Origin of the sequence: [Bacillus] enclensis, from assembly GCF_001456935.1 — a bacterium.
Taxonomy (GTDB): domain Bacteria; phylum Bacillota; class Bacilli; order Bacillales; family Bacillaceae_B; genus Rossellomorea; species Rossellomorea enclensis.
The window spans coordinates 1,181,414-1,195,787 of the sequence record NZ_KQ758482.1 but is presented as its reverse complement, the minus strand read 5'-3'; the positions used below and the strand labels follow the sequence as shown (position 1 = coordinate 1,195,787).

Genomic DNA, 14,374 nt, shown 5'->3' with positions numbered 1-14,374 from the left:
ACAGGCTTTGATTACCGCTCATGATTTCCGTGCAAGACTACGCTTTCCGCGGGTAGCCCGTGAGCCTCCTCGGCAAGCCTGCGGGGTCTCACCTGTCCAGCTGCAGGGCTTAGAGGCACATGTCATAAGTCAAACCGACCAAGAAAGGCAAAGAACGCCTTCGTGGTCGCTTCGTCTTATGCCACACGCCTCTGAGCAAAGCCCCTCCGCTTTTCTTATAAGCTACTTTTCCCGCAGGAGTCTTCGTCTTGCACTCCAATCAACCGCTAAACAGAGCTATCATCTAGCTGTGCCATCAAACATAGTACCCGAACTGTATTGCCTGCTAATGGCAACACAGTTCGGTTTTTTTTTATTAACACACTTGTCCCGGCATTTAGTGCAGCCTTAATTTTACTCCCATACAATATTCTCCTTTTAAAACCGAGAGTGGAATGGAGCGGAAGGCACTTGACTCCGACGGGAGATAGAGGAAAAGTTGAGACCCCGCAGGCGGAACGCCGAGGAGGCTCAACTTCCTCCCCGCGGAAAGCAAGTGCCTGCAGCGCAATGTAACGTACTAAGTATTCATTATATCAAATAGTGAAAATTAGTTGGCTGCAATGGTAAAAGATTGTCCTCATGAATTGGAGGAAATGCCTCACACTATATAAGAACGGTGTACTGAGAAGTGTTCCGTTTGGGCGTGTTTTCCCGGGGACATGTATATCTTTCACTTCTTTTGGACACGATGGTAGGGAATAATCTCCAGTTTTGCTGGTGCAAATAGAGGTGACCTTACGATGAAATGTCCAAACTGTCAGAGCAAAGATATAGGGAAGATCGGGATCAACCAATATTATTGTTGGGGATGCTTCATAGAACTTTCCTTGTCAAAAGGAGTCATCCACACTCATCAGGTGGAAGAAGATGGATCATTAAGCTCTTTAGACGACTTGTTCGATGAGGAAGACCGCCAATTCATCTAGGAAGAGGTGTCTTTCTTGAACCGTACATTCGCATCAATTGTTGGTTTTGGAGCTGGAATCGCTGCATCAATTTATTCCCAGCGATCAAATATGATGAACAGAAAGCAAGTGAAAAGGCTTCGCAAACAAATGAAAAAGATGTTTTAAAGTAAATTTATTGACTGACTCTCCTTTACAGGTGAGTCAGTTTTTTATTTTGTGGTATAAAAACCTCCCCGTGATTCTAACAATAAGGGAAAGAAGGAGGGGTGGCAGTGGAAACAAGAACATATGCGAAATGGCTTTACAGGTTGTCCATTGCACTCGTCTGTGCCGTGTTCCTTTACATTCTTTTTTTACTCAAACCCGTGTGGCATCCGGTCCTTGAAATAGTGATCCTTTCCCTTCTTCCATTTGCGATCGGGGGCTTCATCGCCTATCTGCTTCACCCCCTTGTGGAAAAACTTCATAAAGCGGGTATCCACAGAGGCATTGCCATCATGCTCATTTATATCTTTTTTTTCGGTGGGCTTGGGTACGCGCTTTATAAAGGAACCCCCATCATCATCCATCAATTAAAGGATCTTTCGGAAAATGCACCGATGTTTACTTCTCAATACCAAAAGTGGCTTCACTATATCCAAAGTAAAACTTCGACATGGCCGGACGGCATCCAGTCTCAACTGGATGACAGGATCGAAGGGATGGAAGCGTGGCTTACCGGGCTTGTGGCCGCTCTGATCGCGATTCTTCTGAAACTGATGAACAGCCTGCTCATCGTTGCGATCGTACCGTTTGTATCATTTTATCTCTTAAAGGATATAACAAAAGTAAAGAAATTCTTTTGGGAACTTACGCCTGTCAGATGGAGGGAGAGTGCGCTCAGGTTTTCAAGGGATGTTGATGAGTCACTGGGTGGGTATATACGGGGCCAGCTGTTTGTCTGTCTGGTCATCGGAGGCCTGTCTGCAGCCGTTCTTTGGTTCTTGGGGATGAAGTATCCTTTGATACTGGGGGTCATCATGGGTATCACCAATGTCATCCCTTATTTCGGGCCCATCATCGGAGCGGTTCCGGCGATACTCGTTGCGAGCACGATTTCACTGAAAATGATCCTTTATGTGGTCATATTGGTCCTCGTCCTGCAATTCCTTGAGGGGAATATACTGTCACCTTTGATTGTCGGGAAAAGCCTCCATATGCATCCTTTGTTCATCATGGGTGCCCTGATCATCGGCGGCGAAGTGGGTGGAATCCTTGGGATGATCGTGGCCGTCCCGGTCCTTGCTGTACTGAAGGTGGCCTTCATACATGGAAGGACTCATTTCCTCCATGCAAAAAACTAGAGGGATATCATTGACAAAAGGTTTCAATATTTCTATAATCCAACATATACAATAAAGTTTACATGACGAAAATGTCGATGGATCCAGTAAGTCATAGCCCATCTGAGTGCAAAGGCACATAAGAGAGGAACTTCCCAGGCTGAAAGAAGTTCCAGATGAAGGATGACTGAAAGCTAATCCGGAGTGCAGGAAAAACCTGCCGTTGAACCGCGTTAAGGTGTTTGAGGGGTGAATATCGTTTTTATGATATTCACAACCAGGGTGGTACCGCGAGTCAGCTCTCGTCCCTGTTTTTGGGGATGAGGGCTTTTTTGTATTCTTTTTTACCTGCATAACTAAAGGAGGAGTTAAAATGAACAAGTTAACCGGCGCACAAATCCGCCAAATGTTTTTAGATTTCTTTAAAGAAAAAGGCCATGGTGTAGAACCAAGTGCTTCACTCGTTCCGCATGAGGATCCTTCGCTTCTTTGGATCAACAGCGGTGTGGCGACATTAAAGAAATACTTTGACGGGCGTGTCATTCCCCAGAATCCAAGAATTGTCAATGCCCAGAAGTCAATACGTACAAATGATATTGAAAATGTCGGTAAAACTGCACGCCACCATACATTCTTTGAAATGCTCGGAAACTTCTCGATAGGCGACTATTTCAAAGTAGAATCGATTGAATGGGCATGGGAGTTCCTGACGGATAAAAAATGGATCGGGTTTGATCCTGAAAAATTATCGGTCACCATCCACCCGGAGGATGAAGAAGCATTTGAAATCTGGAACAAGAAAGTCGGTGTTTCTGCCGAACGCATCATTCGCATCGAAGGGAACTACTGGGACATCGGGGAAGGCCCGAGCGGACCGAATACAGAGATATTCTACGACCGCGGTCCGGAATACGGCGATGACCCTAAAGATCCCGAGCTGTATCCCGGCGGGGAAAACGATCGTTATCTTGAAGTATGGAATCTTGTGTTCTCCCAGTTCAATCATAATCCTGATGGAACATATACACCGCTTCCGAAGAAAAACATCGATACCGGAATGGGGCTCGAACGGATGGCATGCGTCGTTCAGGAAGTTCCGACTAACTTCGATACAGACTTATTCATGCCGATCATGAAGGCGGTCGAAAAAATTTCAGGAAGCACATACGGTCAAAAAGAAGAAATCGATGTAGCTTTCAAAGTGATTGCCGATCATATCCGTACTGTTTCGTTTGCAATCGGTGACGGGGCTCTTCCTTCAAATGAAGGCCGCGGCTATGTGTTAAGACGTTTACTCCGCCGTGCCGTCCGCTTTGCAAAACAGATTGAAATCAATCGTCCGTTCATGTATGAATTGGTACCTGTCGTTTCAGAAATCATGGTCGATTTCTATCCAGAGGTAAAAGAAAAAGCGGAATTCATCCAAAAAGTGGTGAAAAACGAGGAAGAACGCTTCCACGAAACATTGAATGAAGGTCTTGCGATTCTTTCTTCCATTGTGGAAAGAGAGAAGAAAGCTGGAAGCGATACGATCCCGGGGGAAGATGTATTCAGACTTTATGATACATACGGGTTCCCTGTCGAGTTAACGGAGGAATATGCTGAAGAGGAAGGACTTTCAGTCGATCATGCAGGCTTTGAGCGGGAAATGGAAGGCCAGCGTGAAAGAGCGCGTGCAGCTCGCCAGGATGTCGGGAGCATGCAGGTGCAGGGAGGCATCCTCAGTGATATCACGGCAGAAAGCAAATTTGTCGGTTATGACAGCCTGGAAGCAACTGCTGTCGTCCTTGAGGTACTGGTCGATAAAGAACGCCAGCCGAAAGTCGATAAAGGCCAGGAGTTCCAGTTCATCCTCGATCAGACTCCTTTCTACGCTGAAAGCGGCGGACAGATCGGGGATAAAGGATATCTTGAAGGCGATGGTGTGCGTGTATATGTAACCGACGTTAAGAAAGCACCAAATGGGCAAAACCTTCACTCTGCAGTCGTCGAAGAAGGAACCTTGAAAAAGGATCAAAAAGTAACAGCAAAAGTTTCACGGAATTCCAGGAAGAACGTGGAGAAGAATCATACTGCTACACATCTTCTGCACCAGGCATTGAAGGAAGTTCTTGGTGAGCACGTAAACCAGGCCGGTTCACTTGTGGAACCTGACCGCCTTCGCTTTGATTTCTCTCATTTCGGATCAGTAACTGTTGAAGAAATGGAAAAAATCGAGAGCATCGTGAATGAGCAGGTATGGAAAGCCTTGACTGTGAATACAGATCTTAAATCTCTGGCAGAGGCAAAAGAAATGGGTGCGATGGCTTTATTCGGTGAAAAATACGGTGAAGTTGTACGCGTTGTATCCATCGGGGAGTTCAGCCTTGAACTATGCGGAGGATGCCACGTTTCTAACACATCTGAAATCGGATTGTTCAAAATCGTGTCTGAAAGCGGCATTGGGGCAGGAACACGCAGGATTGAAGCCGTCACGGGCGAAAATGCTTACAGGCTGTTGAACGATCAAGTAGCTCTCCTCAAAGAAGCATCAAATAAACTGAAGGCGAACCCTAAAGATATCGTGAGCCGAGTGGACAGCATGATGGCTGAAATGAAAGATCTTCAAAGAGAAAATGAATCATTGGCTGCGAAGTTGTCTAACATAGAAGCAGGAAGTTTAACTGATAAAGTGAAAGTAATCGATGGCATCAACGTGCTTTCGGCTAAAGTCGGCGCCGCGGACAGCAATACATTGCGTACGATGATGGATGATCTCAAGCAGAAGCTTGGATCTGCTGTCATTGTCCTTGGTACTTCAGGGGATGGAAAAGTTAATGTCATTGCAGGCGTGACGAAAGATCTCGTCGACAAAGGTTACCACGCCGGCAAGCTGGTCAAAGAAGTGGCATCCCGATGCGGAGGCGGCGGAGGCGGCCGTCCTGATATGGCACAGGCCGGCGGTAAAAACCCTGAAAAACTTGAGGAAGCACTGCAATTTGCAGAAGAATGGGTGAAATCCGTTTAACTCTGCATTAAAGTGGTGTACAATGAAGGTAACGATGAACAATTCGTTTGTTTGAAAGACAAGCCTGAAGAGAGGTGCAAAGAATGAGTTCTTTTGACAAAACGATGCGATTTGATTTTTCCGACGAGCCATTTGAACATGATGTCAAGGAAGTCCTGCTTCAAGTTCATGATGCGCTTCAGGAAAAAGGGTATAACCCGATCAATCAAATTGTTGGGTACTTATTATCCGGGGATCCTGCGTATATCCCTAGACATCAAGACGCCAGAAATATCATCCGCCGCCTGGAACGTGATGAAATCATCGAAGAATTAGTCAAATCGTATTTGAGACAGCATAAAGAGGGATAATACATGCGTGTAATGGGACTGGACGTTGGTTCGAGAACTGTCGGCGTTGCGATCAGCGACGCCCTCGGCTGGACGGCGCAGGGAATCGAAACAGTGAAGATCAACGAAGAAGAAGGCAACTTTCGAATTGACCGGATCAAGGAATTAGCCGATGAGTACGAAGTGGATACGATCATTGTCGGCATGCCTAAAAACATGAACAATACGATCGGACCGCGCGGCGAGGCATCACAGGCTTACGGTGAACTTGTACAAAGCGAACTTTCCATCCCGGTTAAGTACTGGGATGAACGCTTAAGTACGATGGCTGCTGAGAGAGTCCTCCTTGAAGCTGACGTCAGCAGAAAGAAGCGCAAAAAAGTAATCGATAAAATGGCTGCAGTGATGATCCTGCAAGGATATCTGGACAGTCAAAAATAATGAGGTGAATGCTCGATGGAACACGGAGAAAAACAAATTACAGTAGTGGACGAACAAGGAAATGAACAGCTTTGTGAGGTCCTATTCACATTTGAGTCAGACAAATTCAACAAGTCATATGTTCTGTATTACCCGCTTGGAGCAGACGAAAATGACGAAGAAGAAATCGAAATTCATGCTTCAGCTTTCGTACCAGGCGATGAAGGTGAAGAAGGCGAATTGAAGCCGATCGAAACTGAAGAAGAGTGGGACATGATCGAAGAAATGCTGAATACCTTCCTGGATGAAGAAGAAGGCGAATAGCCCCTGCTTTGTTGACAGGTTATAGTGGACAGGGACCGGTGAAAGGATAATTTTTATCCTTTTTGCCGGTCCCTGTTTCACTTTGTGCAAAATATTGTATAATAGGGGAGATGATGTCGAAAACACTATCACGGATATCCCGCTTTTTTGCTCGAAAGGGGGAATTGAAAAATGAAAGATAAAAATAAAATAATAGAAACGCTTACCAAAAAACTATTGGAAAGACAGGAAGAGGCTAAAGTCATCCGGAAAATCGTCGGACTTATCTTTATTTCGCTGATCATCATAATCGGGGGCACGGCTGTCGGCGGATACCTTTACGTGAATTCTGCCCTGAAACCGGTAGATCCGGATGATACAAAACCAGTGAATGTGGAGATCCCGATCGGATCGGGAGTCACTTCGATAGGAAAGATCCTTGAAGAAAAAGGCATTGTTAAGAATTCGACAGTCTTTAAATACTATGTGAAATTCAACAATGAGTCTGGATTTCAGGCAGGTTCCTATGATTTGACACCATCGATGACACTTAATGAAATCGTCAACAGCTTAAAGACCGGAAAGGTCATGAGGAAAGCTGAATTTAAAATAACCATACCTGAAGGACTTCAACTGGATCAGATCGCAGAAATCATAGCAGATCATTCTCCGTATAAAAAAGAAGAAGTCGAGAAGAAATTGAATGATAAGAAATGGCTCGAGCAACTAAAAAAGGAATATCCGAACCTGGTTACAGACGAAATAGATAATAAAGAGATCAAGAGGCCGCTCGAAGGGTATCTTTATCCCGCTACGTATTCCTTCTATGAAAAGAAGCCTCCTCTGGAAGACATACTAAAGGAAATGCTCGATCAAGCGGATGAAGTGCTGGCGCAGTATCGGGACTCCATTACCGAAAGGGAGTATACGGCGCATCAATTATTAACAATGGCCTCCCTGATTGAAGAAGAGGCGACCGAGAAAGCAGACAGAGGAAAAATTTCAAGTGTCTTCTATAACCGTATAGAGGAAGAAATGCCGCTGCAAACCGATCCAACCGTCCTTTATGCACTTGGTGAGCATAAACCACGTACAAATTACGATGATTTGAAAGTGGATTCTCCTTATAACACCTATAAAGTGAAAGGACTTCCGCCAGGACCGATTGCGAATGCCGGTCTTTCCTCAATTGAAGCTGCCCTGCAGCCTGAGGATACCAATTATTATTATTTCCTCGCTTCTGCAAACGGATCTGTATACTATTCAGAAACACTTGAAGAACACAATGAAAAGAAAGCAAAATATATCACGAATAAATCCGAGTGACACTCCCTGCAATGCATGGTGTGAATAACGTTCGGCTTAGGGAGAAGAGGAAAGAAACATTCGCTTTCCTCTTCTTCCTGTGTTAAAATAGTACAAGTTATTTTTCATAAAGATGCGTTATCTCCTGTGGATAATGATTGAAGTAGAAAGCTCAGAGAAGCTTTCTTCTTTTCATGTTGTGCAGGAGAGGTACAGCAGTTTAATAGGCGAGGATCGTGAAATCATATGATGGACGAAAAGGTTATTAACTATATAGAATCTATTACCCCGAAACGTTCTCCCCTCCTGGAGGAAATGGAACAATATGCTGAAGAACACCATGTACCTATCATGGAACTCGTTGGTATTGCAGCGCTCCTTGGTATACTGTCCATTCAGAAACCGGCCCGGATCCTGGAAATCGGTACGGCCATCGGATACTCGGCATTAAGGATGGCCGAAGCCCTTCCGGAAACGGAAATAACGACAATTGAACGGGACGAAGAAAGGTACAATACCGCACAGGACTTCCTGGCACGTTCGAGCCATAAAGGCCGCATTCATACCCTTTTGGGCGATGCTCTTGAACTGCAGGCTGAAGTAGAGAAAAACGGTCCTTTTGACGCCATTTTCATTGATGCGGCAAAAGGCCAGTATCAGAAATTCTTCGACCTTTATGCAGAGATGCTTTCAGAAAACGGGATCGTTTATTCCGATAATGTCTTATTCAAGGGACTTGTAGCGGAAGATGAAGTCGAACAGAAAAGAATCAGGAATATGGTGAAGAAACTTCAGAAATATAATGCGTGGCTGATGAGCCACGACGAGTATGAAACATCCATCCTGCCGGTGGGGGATGGGATTGCCATCAGTAAAAAAAGAGGTGAACGAAAGTGAAGAAGCCGGAGTTGTTGGTTACACCGACATCCCTTTCAGATATCGAACCTTTAGCTCATGCAGGGGCTGATGCATTCGTTATCGGAGAACAAAAATATGGGCTGCGCCTTGCAGGGGAATTTACACAAGAAGAAGTAAAGGCGGCCTTAGATACCGCCCACGGCCTGGGCAAGAAGGTATACGTCGCGATGAATGCGATTTTCCATAATGATAAGGTCGCTGACCTTGAAGAGTACATTTCATTCTTGAAGGATGCGGGGGCAGATGCAGTCCTTTTCGGAGACCCTGCCGTTTTGATGGCAGCACGAACTGCGGCACCCGATATGAAGCTTCACTGGAACACGGAAACAACAGCAACAAACTGGTATACATGCAATTACTGGGGGAGAAAAGGTGCTGCGCGTGCGGTGCTTGCCCGTGAACTCAGCATGGATTCCATTGTGGAAATCAAGGAAAATGCGGAAGTGGAAATCGAGGTCCAGGTCCATGGCATGACATGCATGTTTCAGTCTAAACGGTCCCTCCTCGGCAACTATTTTGAATATCAAGGTAAAGTGATGGAAGTGGAGAACCGCAGGCAGCAGAAGAATATGTTTCTTCATGATCAGGAACGTCACAATAAATATCCTATATTCGAAGATGAGAACGGCACTCATATCATGAGCCCAAATGACATGTGCATCATAGATGAGCTCGGGGAGATGATAGAAGCGGGTGTCGATTCTTTCAAGATTGACGGTGTATTGAAATCCTCTCAATATCTTGTGCAAATCACAAAACTGTACAGAAAAGCGATTGATCTGTTTGTACAGGATGAAGATCTCTACGAGGAGCAGAAGGACGGGCTGTTAGAGGAAGCAAAACAGCTTCAGCCAGAAAACCGTCCCTTGGATACAGGATTTTTCTTTAAAGAAACGGTCTATTAATCAGACATTTGAAAGATGGAAAGAACGGAGGAGTTACGTTGACCATGGTTGTAAAAGAACCAATCTCTAACGTTGTTGACGGTAAACGTGTTATCGTGAAGAAACCGGAGTTATTGGCTCCTGCAGGTAATCTTGAAAAATTGAAAATTGCCGTGCATTATGGCGCGGATGCAGTTTATATCGGCGGTCAGGAGTTCGGTCTCCGCTCGAATGCAGGAAATTTCACATTGGAAGAAATGAAAGAGGGCGTGGAGTTTGCCAAAAAGTATGATGCAAAGATCTATGTAACGACAAATATCTTCGCTCATAATGAAAATATGGATGGCCTTGAAGAATATTTGATGGGCCTCCAGGAAGCAGGGGTTGCAGGTATTATCGTCGCAGATCCACTTATCATCGAGACCTGCAGGCGTGTGGCCCCGAAAGTCGAAGTCCATTTAAGCACCCAGCAAAGTTTGTCGAACTGGAAAGCAGTGCAGTTCTGGAAAGAAGAAGGACTTGACCGCGTTGTATTGGCGCGTGAAACAAGTGGTGAAGAAATCCGTGAGATGAAGGAAAAAGTGGATATCGAAATCGAGACTTTCATCCATGGAGCCATGTGCATTGCCTATTCAGGCCGCTGTACATTGAGCAATCATATGACAGCGCGTGATTCAAACAGGGGTGGATGCTGTCAATCCTGCCGGTGGGATTATGATCTCTATCAGCTTGAAGGCAGTGATGAACAAGCTTTATTCAGTGAAAACGATGCTCCTTTCGCCATGAGTCCAAAAGATCTGAAGCTCGTTGAATCCATTCCAAGAATGATAGAACTCGGAATCGACAGTCTTAAAATCGAGGGGCGCATGAAATCGATCCATTATGTTGCAACAGTGGTGAGCGTCTATCGCAAGGTCATCGATGAATACTGTAAAGATCCGGACAACTTCAAAATCAGGAAAGAATGGCTTGAAGAACTCGAAAAATGCGCCAACCGGGAAGCAGCCCCTGCTTTCTTCGAGGGCGTCCCTGGGTTCAAAGAGCAGATGTTCGGAGTTCATGATAAAAAGAATACGAATTTTGAATTCGTCGGACTGGTGCTTGATTACGATGAGGATACAGGAATCGTCACTCTGCAGCAGAGGAATCATTTTAAATCCGGACAGGAAGTGGAGTTTTTCGGGCCTGAGATTTCCAATTTCACTCAAGTGATCGGACAGATGTGGGATGAAAAAGGAAATGAGATGGACGTTGCACGCCATCCGCTTCAAATTGTGAAGTTCAAAGTTGATCAGAGAGTTTACGCTGACAACATGATGCGAAAGGAGAACAAATAATTATTATGAAACATAAACCCGTTGTTATTGGTGTGGCAGGAGGTTCGGGGTCTGGAAAGACAAGTGTGACAAAAGCCATTTATGAGCAGTTCCAGGGACACTCGATTTTAATGCTGCAACAGGATTATTATTATAAAGATCAATCCCACCTGCCTTTCGAAGAGCGGTTGAAGACCAATTATGATCATCCCCTTGCATTCGATAATGATCTTCTTATTGAGCATTTAAATGAACTTCTCAACCACCAGACCGTCGAGAAGCCGGTGTATGACTATAAAATGCACACCAGGTCAGATGAGACCATAACGGTTGTATCGAAGGATGTCATCATTTTAGAAGGAATTTTAGTATTAGAAGATGAAAGATTGCGCAACTTAATGGATATCAAGCTTTATGTCGATACGGATGCCGATCTCCGCATCATCAGAAGGATGCTGCGAGACATTAAAGAAAGAGGCCGTTCAATCGATTCAGTGATCGATCAATACATCACGGTGGTGCGCCCGATGCATAACCAATTCATCGAACCGACTAAACGTTATGCAGATGTCATCATCCCTGAGGGCGGTCATAATCACGTGGCAATCGATTTAATGGTAACAAAAATTCAAACAATTCTTGAACAAAAGTCATTTTTGTAATACGATAACATAGATAAACATATATAGGTTTAATTCCCAAAATGTAAAGGTGCCGGGGAATGAAGGTGAAGTACCAGTCCCTTCATTCCCTGCCTTTACATTTTCAAGACATCATGAAGCACTACATACTAAAGCCTGGGAAGCTTTAAGACAGTTAAGGAGTGAAGAGGGTCATGAGTACAGAAAAAGTATACCCGATGACATTAGAGGGTAAAGAAAAATTAGAGAAAGAATTAGAAAATCTTAAAACGGTAAAACGTAAGGAAGTAGTGGAGCGCATCAAAATCGCCAGAAGTTTCGGAGACCTTTCCGAGAACTCAGAGTATGATGCAGCGAAAGACGAGCAGGCATTCGTGGAAGGCCGTATCTCAACGCTCGAAAACATGATCAGGAACGCCAAGATCATCCAGGAAGATGACATGAATTCAGATACAGTCCAGTTGGGTAAGAAAGTCACGTTCGTTGAATTGCCTGACGGTGACGAAGAAACATACACAATCGTCGGAAGTGCGGAAGCAGATCCATTCGAAGGGAAAATCTCCAATGATTCCCCTATCGCGAAAAGCCTTCTTGGCCACAAAGTAGGCGAAAAAGTTTCCGTTCAGACTCCTGGCGGGGAAATGAGCGTCAAGATTGTGGAAGTAAGCTGATTGATTTTGAATGAGGAAGAAACTCTTACAGGGTTTCTTTCTTTTTTTTGCAGAGTTATCTAATGTTTGTTGTAATGAAACTCTTAGTGGATAAATCAGCTGCATCATTCGAAAAATGCTGGAAATAGAAGCAATATTAAAGGAATCTATACAAGTTGGTGCATATTTTCACGGTTTGTAAGTTTTTCGTCTCTTTATCCATCCTTTGCAAGGTGATAAATCTATTAGGAAGAGCAAATATGATCCTAATTCGGAGAATACGATCCTGATTCACAAAATACAGTCCTACATCAAAAAATACAATCCTAAATCAGAAAATACGATCCCAAATCCTGATTTATGATCTTATAATAATTATTCTAATTTAGGTTCCTACACTTAGGTCCCCACACCATCCCAAATCCTTCCTATCGGACTCCCGGATTCTAGTAGGTCCCATACTTACACGCAACGGTTAGAACTTTAAAATCTCGTCAACAATGTAGACGAGGTGAAGACGGATGATACGAAAACGGATCAGATGGCTCAGCATCATGCTGCTTCTAGGGATTATACTGCTGTCTGCCAGATTGATGCAGCTCCAGTTATTCCAGACAGAGTCGTTCTCCAAGCACAAAATCAATCTGATTGAAGAGAGTGTGGCCCAGCGCACGCAGCAGCTCGTCATAGATGAAGGCAGAGGGCAGTTTCTTGACCGCAATGGGAAGCCGCTTACGTTCCAGGAGAAAAACGTGCTGGTCTTATTTCCATTTTTGAAAAGGATGGATTGGCCGGTTGAGGAAGTGGCGCGTATCATCCACGTGACTCCTGAAATCATTGAAACCAAAATTGAACAAGCTAAAGGACCGATTGTATTCGGTGGGAAAGAGGCGTTTCAGCTTTCTGAAGAACAGATGAATGAAATCAACGGGCTGAAGATACAAGGTGTATTTGCCGTTACGAGGAAATTCAAGAGCGGAACGATCCCTGCATCTCAGCTGATTGGCATAACGGGTGAAAACACTGAGGAGTTTCATGAACGTTATCCTGATAGAGTGAAAGGGATACACCAGAAGATAGGTGTGACAGGCATGCAGGAAATCTTTGATGAATGGCTGATTTCAGAAGAACAGTCAAAATTGATCTATCACGTTGATGCAAACGGGGGACCTTTATTCGGGGCAGATGTGAAGTATCTGGCTCCTGCCAATCCGTTTTATCCCCTCAATGTCAAAACGACCATCGACATGGACATTCAGCAAGCATTGGAAGAGGTGGCAGATCGGTACAAAATTGAAAAAGGCGGCCTGCTCCTGCTGGATATAGAAAATAGTCAGATACTTGCGGATGTTTCACGTCCGACTATGAAAAGCAGTGACCCCTTCAGCGGGGGAGCGGATAATTACATGCTGAAAGCACTGGCGCCGGGTTCCGTTTTTAAGACTGTCGTGGCTGCGGCTGCGATGGATGAAGGGATTGTCGATGAATCCAGGATGTTCAACTGTGATGAAGGTATCTATGGAGCCCCTGCTGAAAAGCCGCACGGCATGATTAATATTAAGTCGAGCATCGCTGTCAGCTGCAACAGGACTTTCGCCGACCTTGCCAAAGAACTTGTGGTAAAAGACCCGTACTCCCTTGAAGAATACGCAGGAAAGCTCGGTCTATTGGGGGACATCGCTTGGAAAGGGAATGTGTTCCATTATGAGGAATTCTCACAGCTGCCGGTAAGCAAAGGAAGGGTCTTTGTCTCAGATGATGAGCGCAAAGATCTGAATTACATCGCTCAAACCGGAATCGGGCAGCGGGAAGTAAGGGTGACTCCGCTCGGACTCGCCAATATGATGGCAACCATCGCAAGGGGAGGAGAAAAGTATATGGTCAATGCAGCGACGTCCATCGATTATCAAAACGGGACAAGCATGTTTTCTTTTCCACGAAAGAAGATGGAAGGAGAGAAGATCACTCCATTTACGGCCATGAAGCTTCAGCAGTATTTGCGTGGGGTCGTCAATTCGCCGGAAGGCACCGCCCCTTACCTGGACACCGCCCTTTACCCGATTGCCGGCAAAACCGGAACGGCCCAGACAGGGAAAGAGAGTGAAGGCAGGGAATTGTATAATAAATGGTTTGCAGGTTACTTTCCATTTGAAAATCCAAAATATGCGCTCGTCGCTGTCAATATGGATGTTCACATCGATGAAGGCGGCATCTACCCGATTTTCAAAGACAGTGTGGATGCTGTCCATAAACTCCGAGAATGAGTAAAACTTCCCGTTCCTAAGAGGTCATTTATCGCCGGAACTTAGAAAATGGTACTTAAGATGGT

General features: G+C 44.9%; 14 protein-coding genes. All 14 read left to right on the top strand.

The window, feature by feature from the left end; all coding sequences use genetic code 11:
* Positions 1-782: 782 nt before the first annotated feature.
* A complete protein-coding gene (locus tag AS034_RS06050) occupies positions 783-968 on the top strand; it encodes a hypothetical protein (RefSeq protein WP_032087543.1) in 186 nt (61 codons plus the stop codon).
* 15 nt (positions 969-983) lie between these two features.
* Positions 984-1,115, top strand: coding sequence for a YrzQ family protein (locus AS034_RS22280; protein ID WP_071619021.1), 132 nt, complete (start codon positions 984-986; stop codon positions 1,113-1,115).
* A gap of 107 nt (positions 1,116-1,222) precedes the next feature.
* Positions 1,223-2,293 carry an AI-2E family transporter gene (locus AS034_RS06045; protein ID WP_058297848.1) on the top strand — a complete coding sequence of 357 codons (1,071 nt, stop codon included), beginning with the start codon at positions 1,223-1,225 and terminating at the stop codon, positions 2,291-2,293.
* A 352-nt stretch (positions 2,294-2,645) separates the two neighbouring features.
* The gene (gene alaS / locus AS034_RS06040) at positions 2,646-5,279 is read left to right on the top strand and encodes an alanine--tRNA ligase (protein ID WP_058297847.1); all 2,634 of its coding nucleotides are present in this window, start codon (positions 2,646-2,648) and stop codon (positions 5,277-5,279) included.
* 83 nt (positions 5,280-5,362) lie between these two features.
* Complete coding sequence (locus tag AS034_RS06035) at positions 5,363-5,629, top strand: IreB family regulatory phosphoprotein (protein ID WP_032087546.1); 267 nt, start codon at positions 5,363-5,365, stop codon at positions 5,627-5,629.
* A 3-nt stretch (positions 5,630-5,632) separates the two neighbouring features.
* On the top strand, positions 5,633-6,049 hold the full coding sequence (gene ruvX, locus AS034_RS06030; RefSeq protein ID WP_058297846.1) for a Holliday junction resolvase RuvX: 417 nt from the start codon (positions 5,633-5,635) through the stop codon (positions 6,047-6,049).
* A gap of 15 nt (positions 6,050-6,064) precedes the next feature.
* Positions 6,065-6,352 (top strand): DUF1292 domain-containing protein, encoded by a 288-nt coding sequence (locus AS034_RS06025; protein WP_032087548.1) that lies wholly within the window; start codon positions 6,065-6,067, stop codon positions 6,350-6,352.
* Between the two features lie 171 nt (positions 6,353-6,523).
* Positions 6,524-7,657 carry an endolytic transglycosylase MltG gene (mltG, locus tag AS034_RS06020; RefSeq protein WP_058297845.1) on the top strand — a complete coding sequence of 378 codons (1,134 nt, stop codon included), beginning with the start codon at positions 6,524-6,526 and terminating at the stop codon, positions 7,655-7,657.
* 225 nt (positions 7,658-7,882) lie between these two features.
* On the top strand, positions 7,883-8,533 hold the full coding sequence (locus tag AS034_RS06015; RefSeq protein WP_058297844.1) for an O-methyltransferase: 651 nt from the start codon (positions 7,883-7,885) through the stop codon (positions 8,531-8,533).
* Positions 8,530-9,459, top strand: coding sequence for a peptidase U32 family protein (locus AS034_RS06010; protein ID WP_058297843.1), 930 nt, complete (start codon positions 8,530-8,532; stop codon positions 9,457-9,459). The genes AS034_RS06015 and AS034_RS06010 overlap by 4 nt, the downstream gene beginning before the upstream one ends.
* Positions 9,460-9,503: 44 nt before the next feature.
* Complete coding sequence (locus AS034_RS06005; protein WP_058297842.1) at positions 9,504-10,775, top strand: peptidase U32 family protein; 1,272 nt, start codon at positions 9,504-9,506, stop codon at positions 10,773-10,775.
* A 5-nt stretch (positions 10,776-10,780) separates the two neighbouring features.
* Complete coding sequence (gene udk / locus AS034_RS06000) at positions 10,781-11,416, top strand: uridine kinase (RefSeq protein ID WP_058297841.1); 636 nt, start codon at positions 10,781-10,783, stop codon at positions 11,414-11,416.
* A 173-nt stretch (positions 11,417-11,589) separates the two neighbouring features.
* Positions 11,590-12,066: a transcription elongation factor GreA gene (gene greA / locus AS034_RS05995; RefSeq protein WP_032087554.1), complete on the top strand. Its 477-nt coding sequence runs from the start codon at positions 11,590-11,592 to the stop codon at positions 12,064-12,066.
* Positions 12,067-12,566: 500 nt separating this feature from the next.
* The gene (locus tag AS034_RS05990) at positions 12,567-14,309 is read left to right on the top strand and encodes a peptidoglycan D,D-transpeptidase FtsI family protein (RefSeq protein ID WP_058297840.1); all 1,743 of its coding nucleotides are present in this window, start codon (positions 12,567-12,569) and stop codon (positions 14,307-14,309) included.
* The last annotated feature ends 65 nt before the right edge of the window (positions 14,310-14,374 follow it).

Excerpts from the sequence above, each read along its gene's own strand:
- AS034_RS06050 (WP_032087543.1), top strand. The coding sequence starts at position 783 with ATGAAATGTCCAAACTGTCAGAGCAAAGATATAGGGAAGATCGGGATC.
- alaS (WP_058297847.1), top strand. The coding sequence starts at position 2,646 with ATGAACAAGTTAACCGGCGCACAAATCCGCCAAATGTTTTTAGATTTC.
- AS034_RS06035 (WP_032087546.1), top strand. The coding sequence starts at position 5,363 with ATGAGTTCTTTTGACAAAACGATGCGATTTGATTTTTCCGACGAGCCA.
- ruvX (WP_058297846.1), top strand. The coding sequence starts at position 5,633 with ATGCGTGTAATGGGACTGGACGTTGGTTCGAGAACTGTCGGCGTTGCG.
- AS034_RS06025 (WP_032087548.1), top strand. The coding sequence starts at position 6,065 with ATGGAACACGGAGAAAAACAAATTACAGTAGTGGACGAACAAGGAAAT.
- mltG (WP_058297845.1), top strand. The coding sequence starts at position 6,524 with ATGAAAGATAAAAATAAAATAATAGAAACGCTTACCAAAAAACTATTG.
- AS034_RS06015 (WP_058297844.1), top strand. The coding sequence starts at position 7,883 with ATGATGGACGAAAAGGTTATTAACTATATAGAATCTATTACCCCGAAA.
- AS034_RS06005 (WP_058297842.1), top strand. The coding sequence starts at position 9,504 with ATGGTTGTAAAAGAACCAATCTCTAACGTTGTTGACGGTAAACGTGTT.
- udk (WP_058297841.1), top strand. The coding sequence starts at position 10,781 with ATGAAACATAAACCCGTTGTTATTGGTGTGGCAGGAGGTTCGGGGTCT.
- greA (WP_032087554.1), top strand. The coding sequence starts at position 11,590 with ATGAGTACAGAAAAAGTATACCCGATGACATTAGAGGGTAAAGAAAAA.
- AS034_RS05990 (WP_058297840.1), top strand. The coding sequence starts at position 12,567 with ATGATACGAAAACGGATCAGATGGCTCAGCATCATGCTGCTTCTAGGG.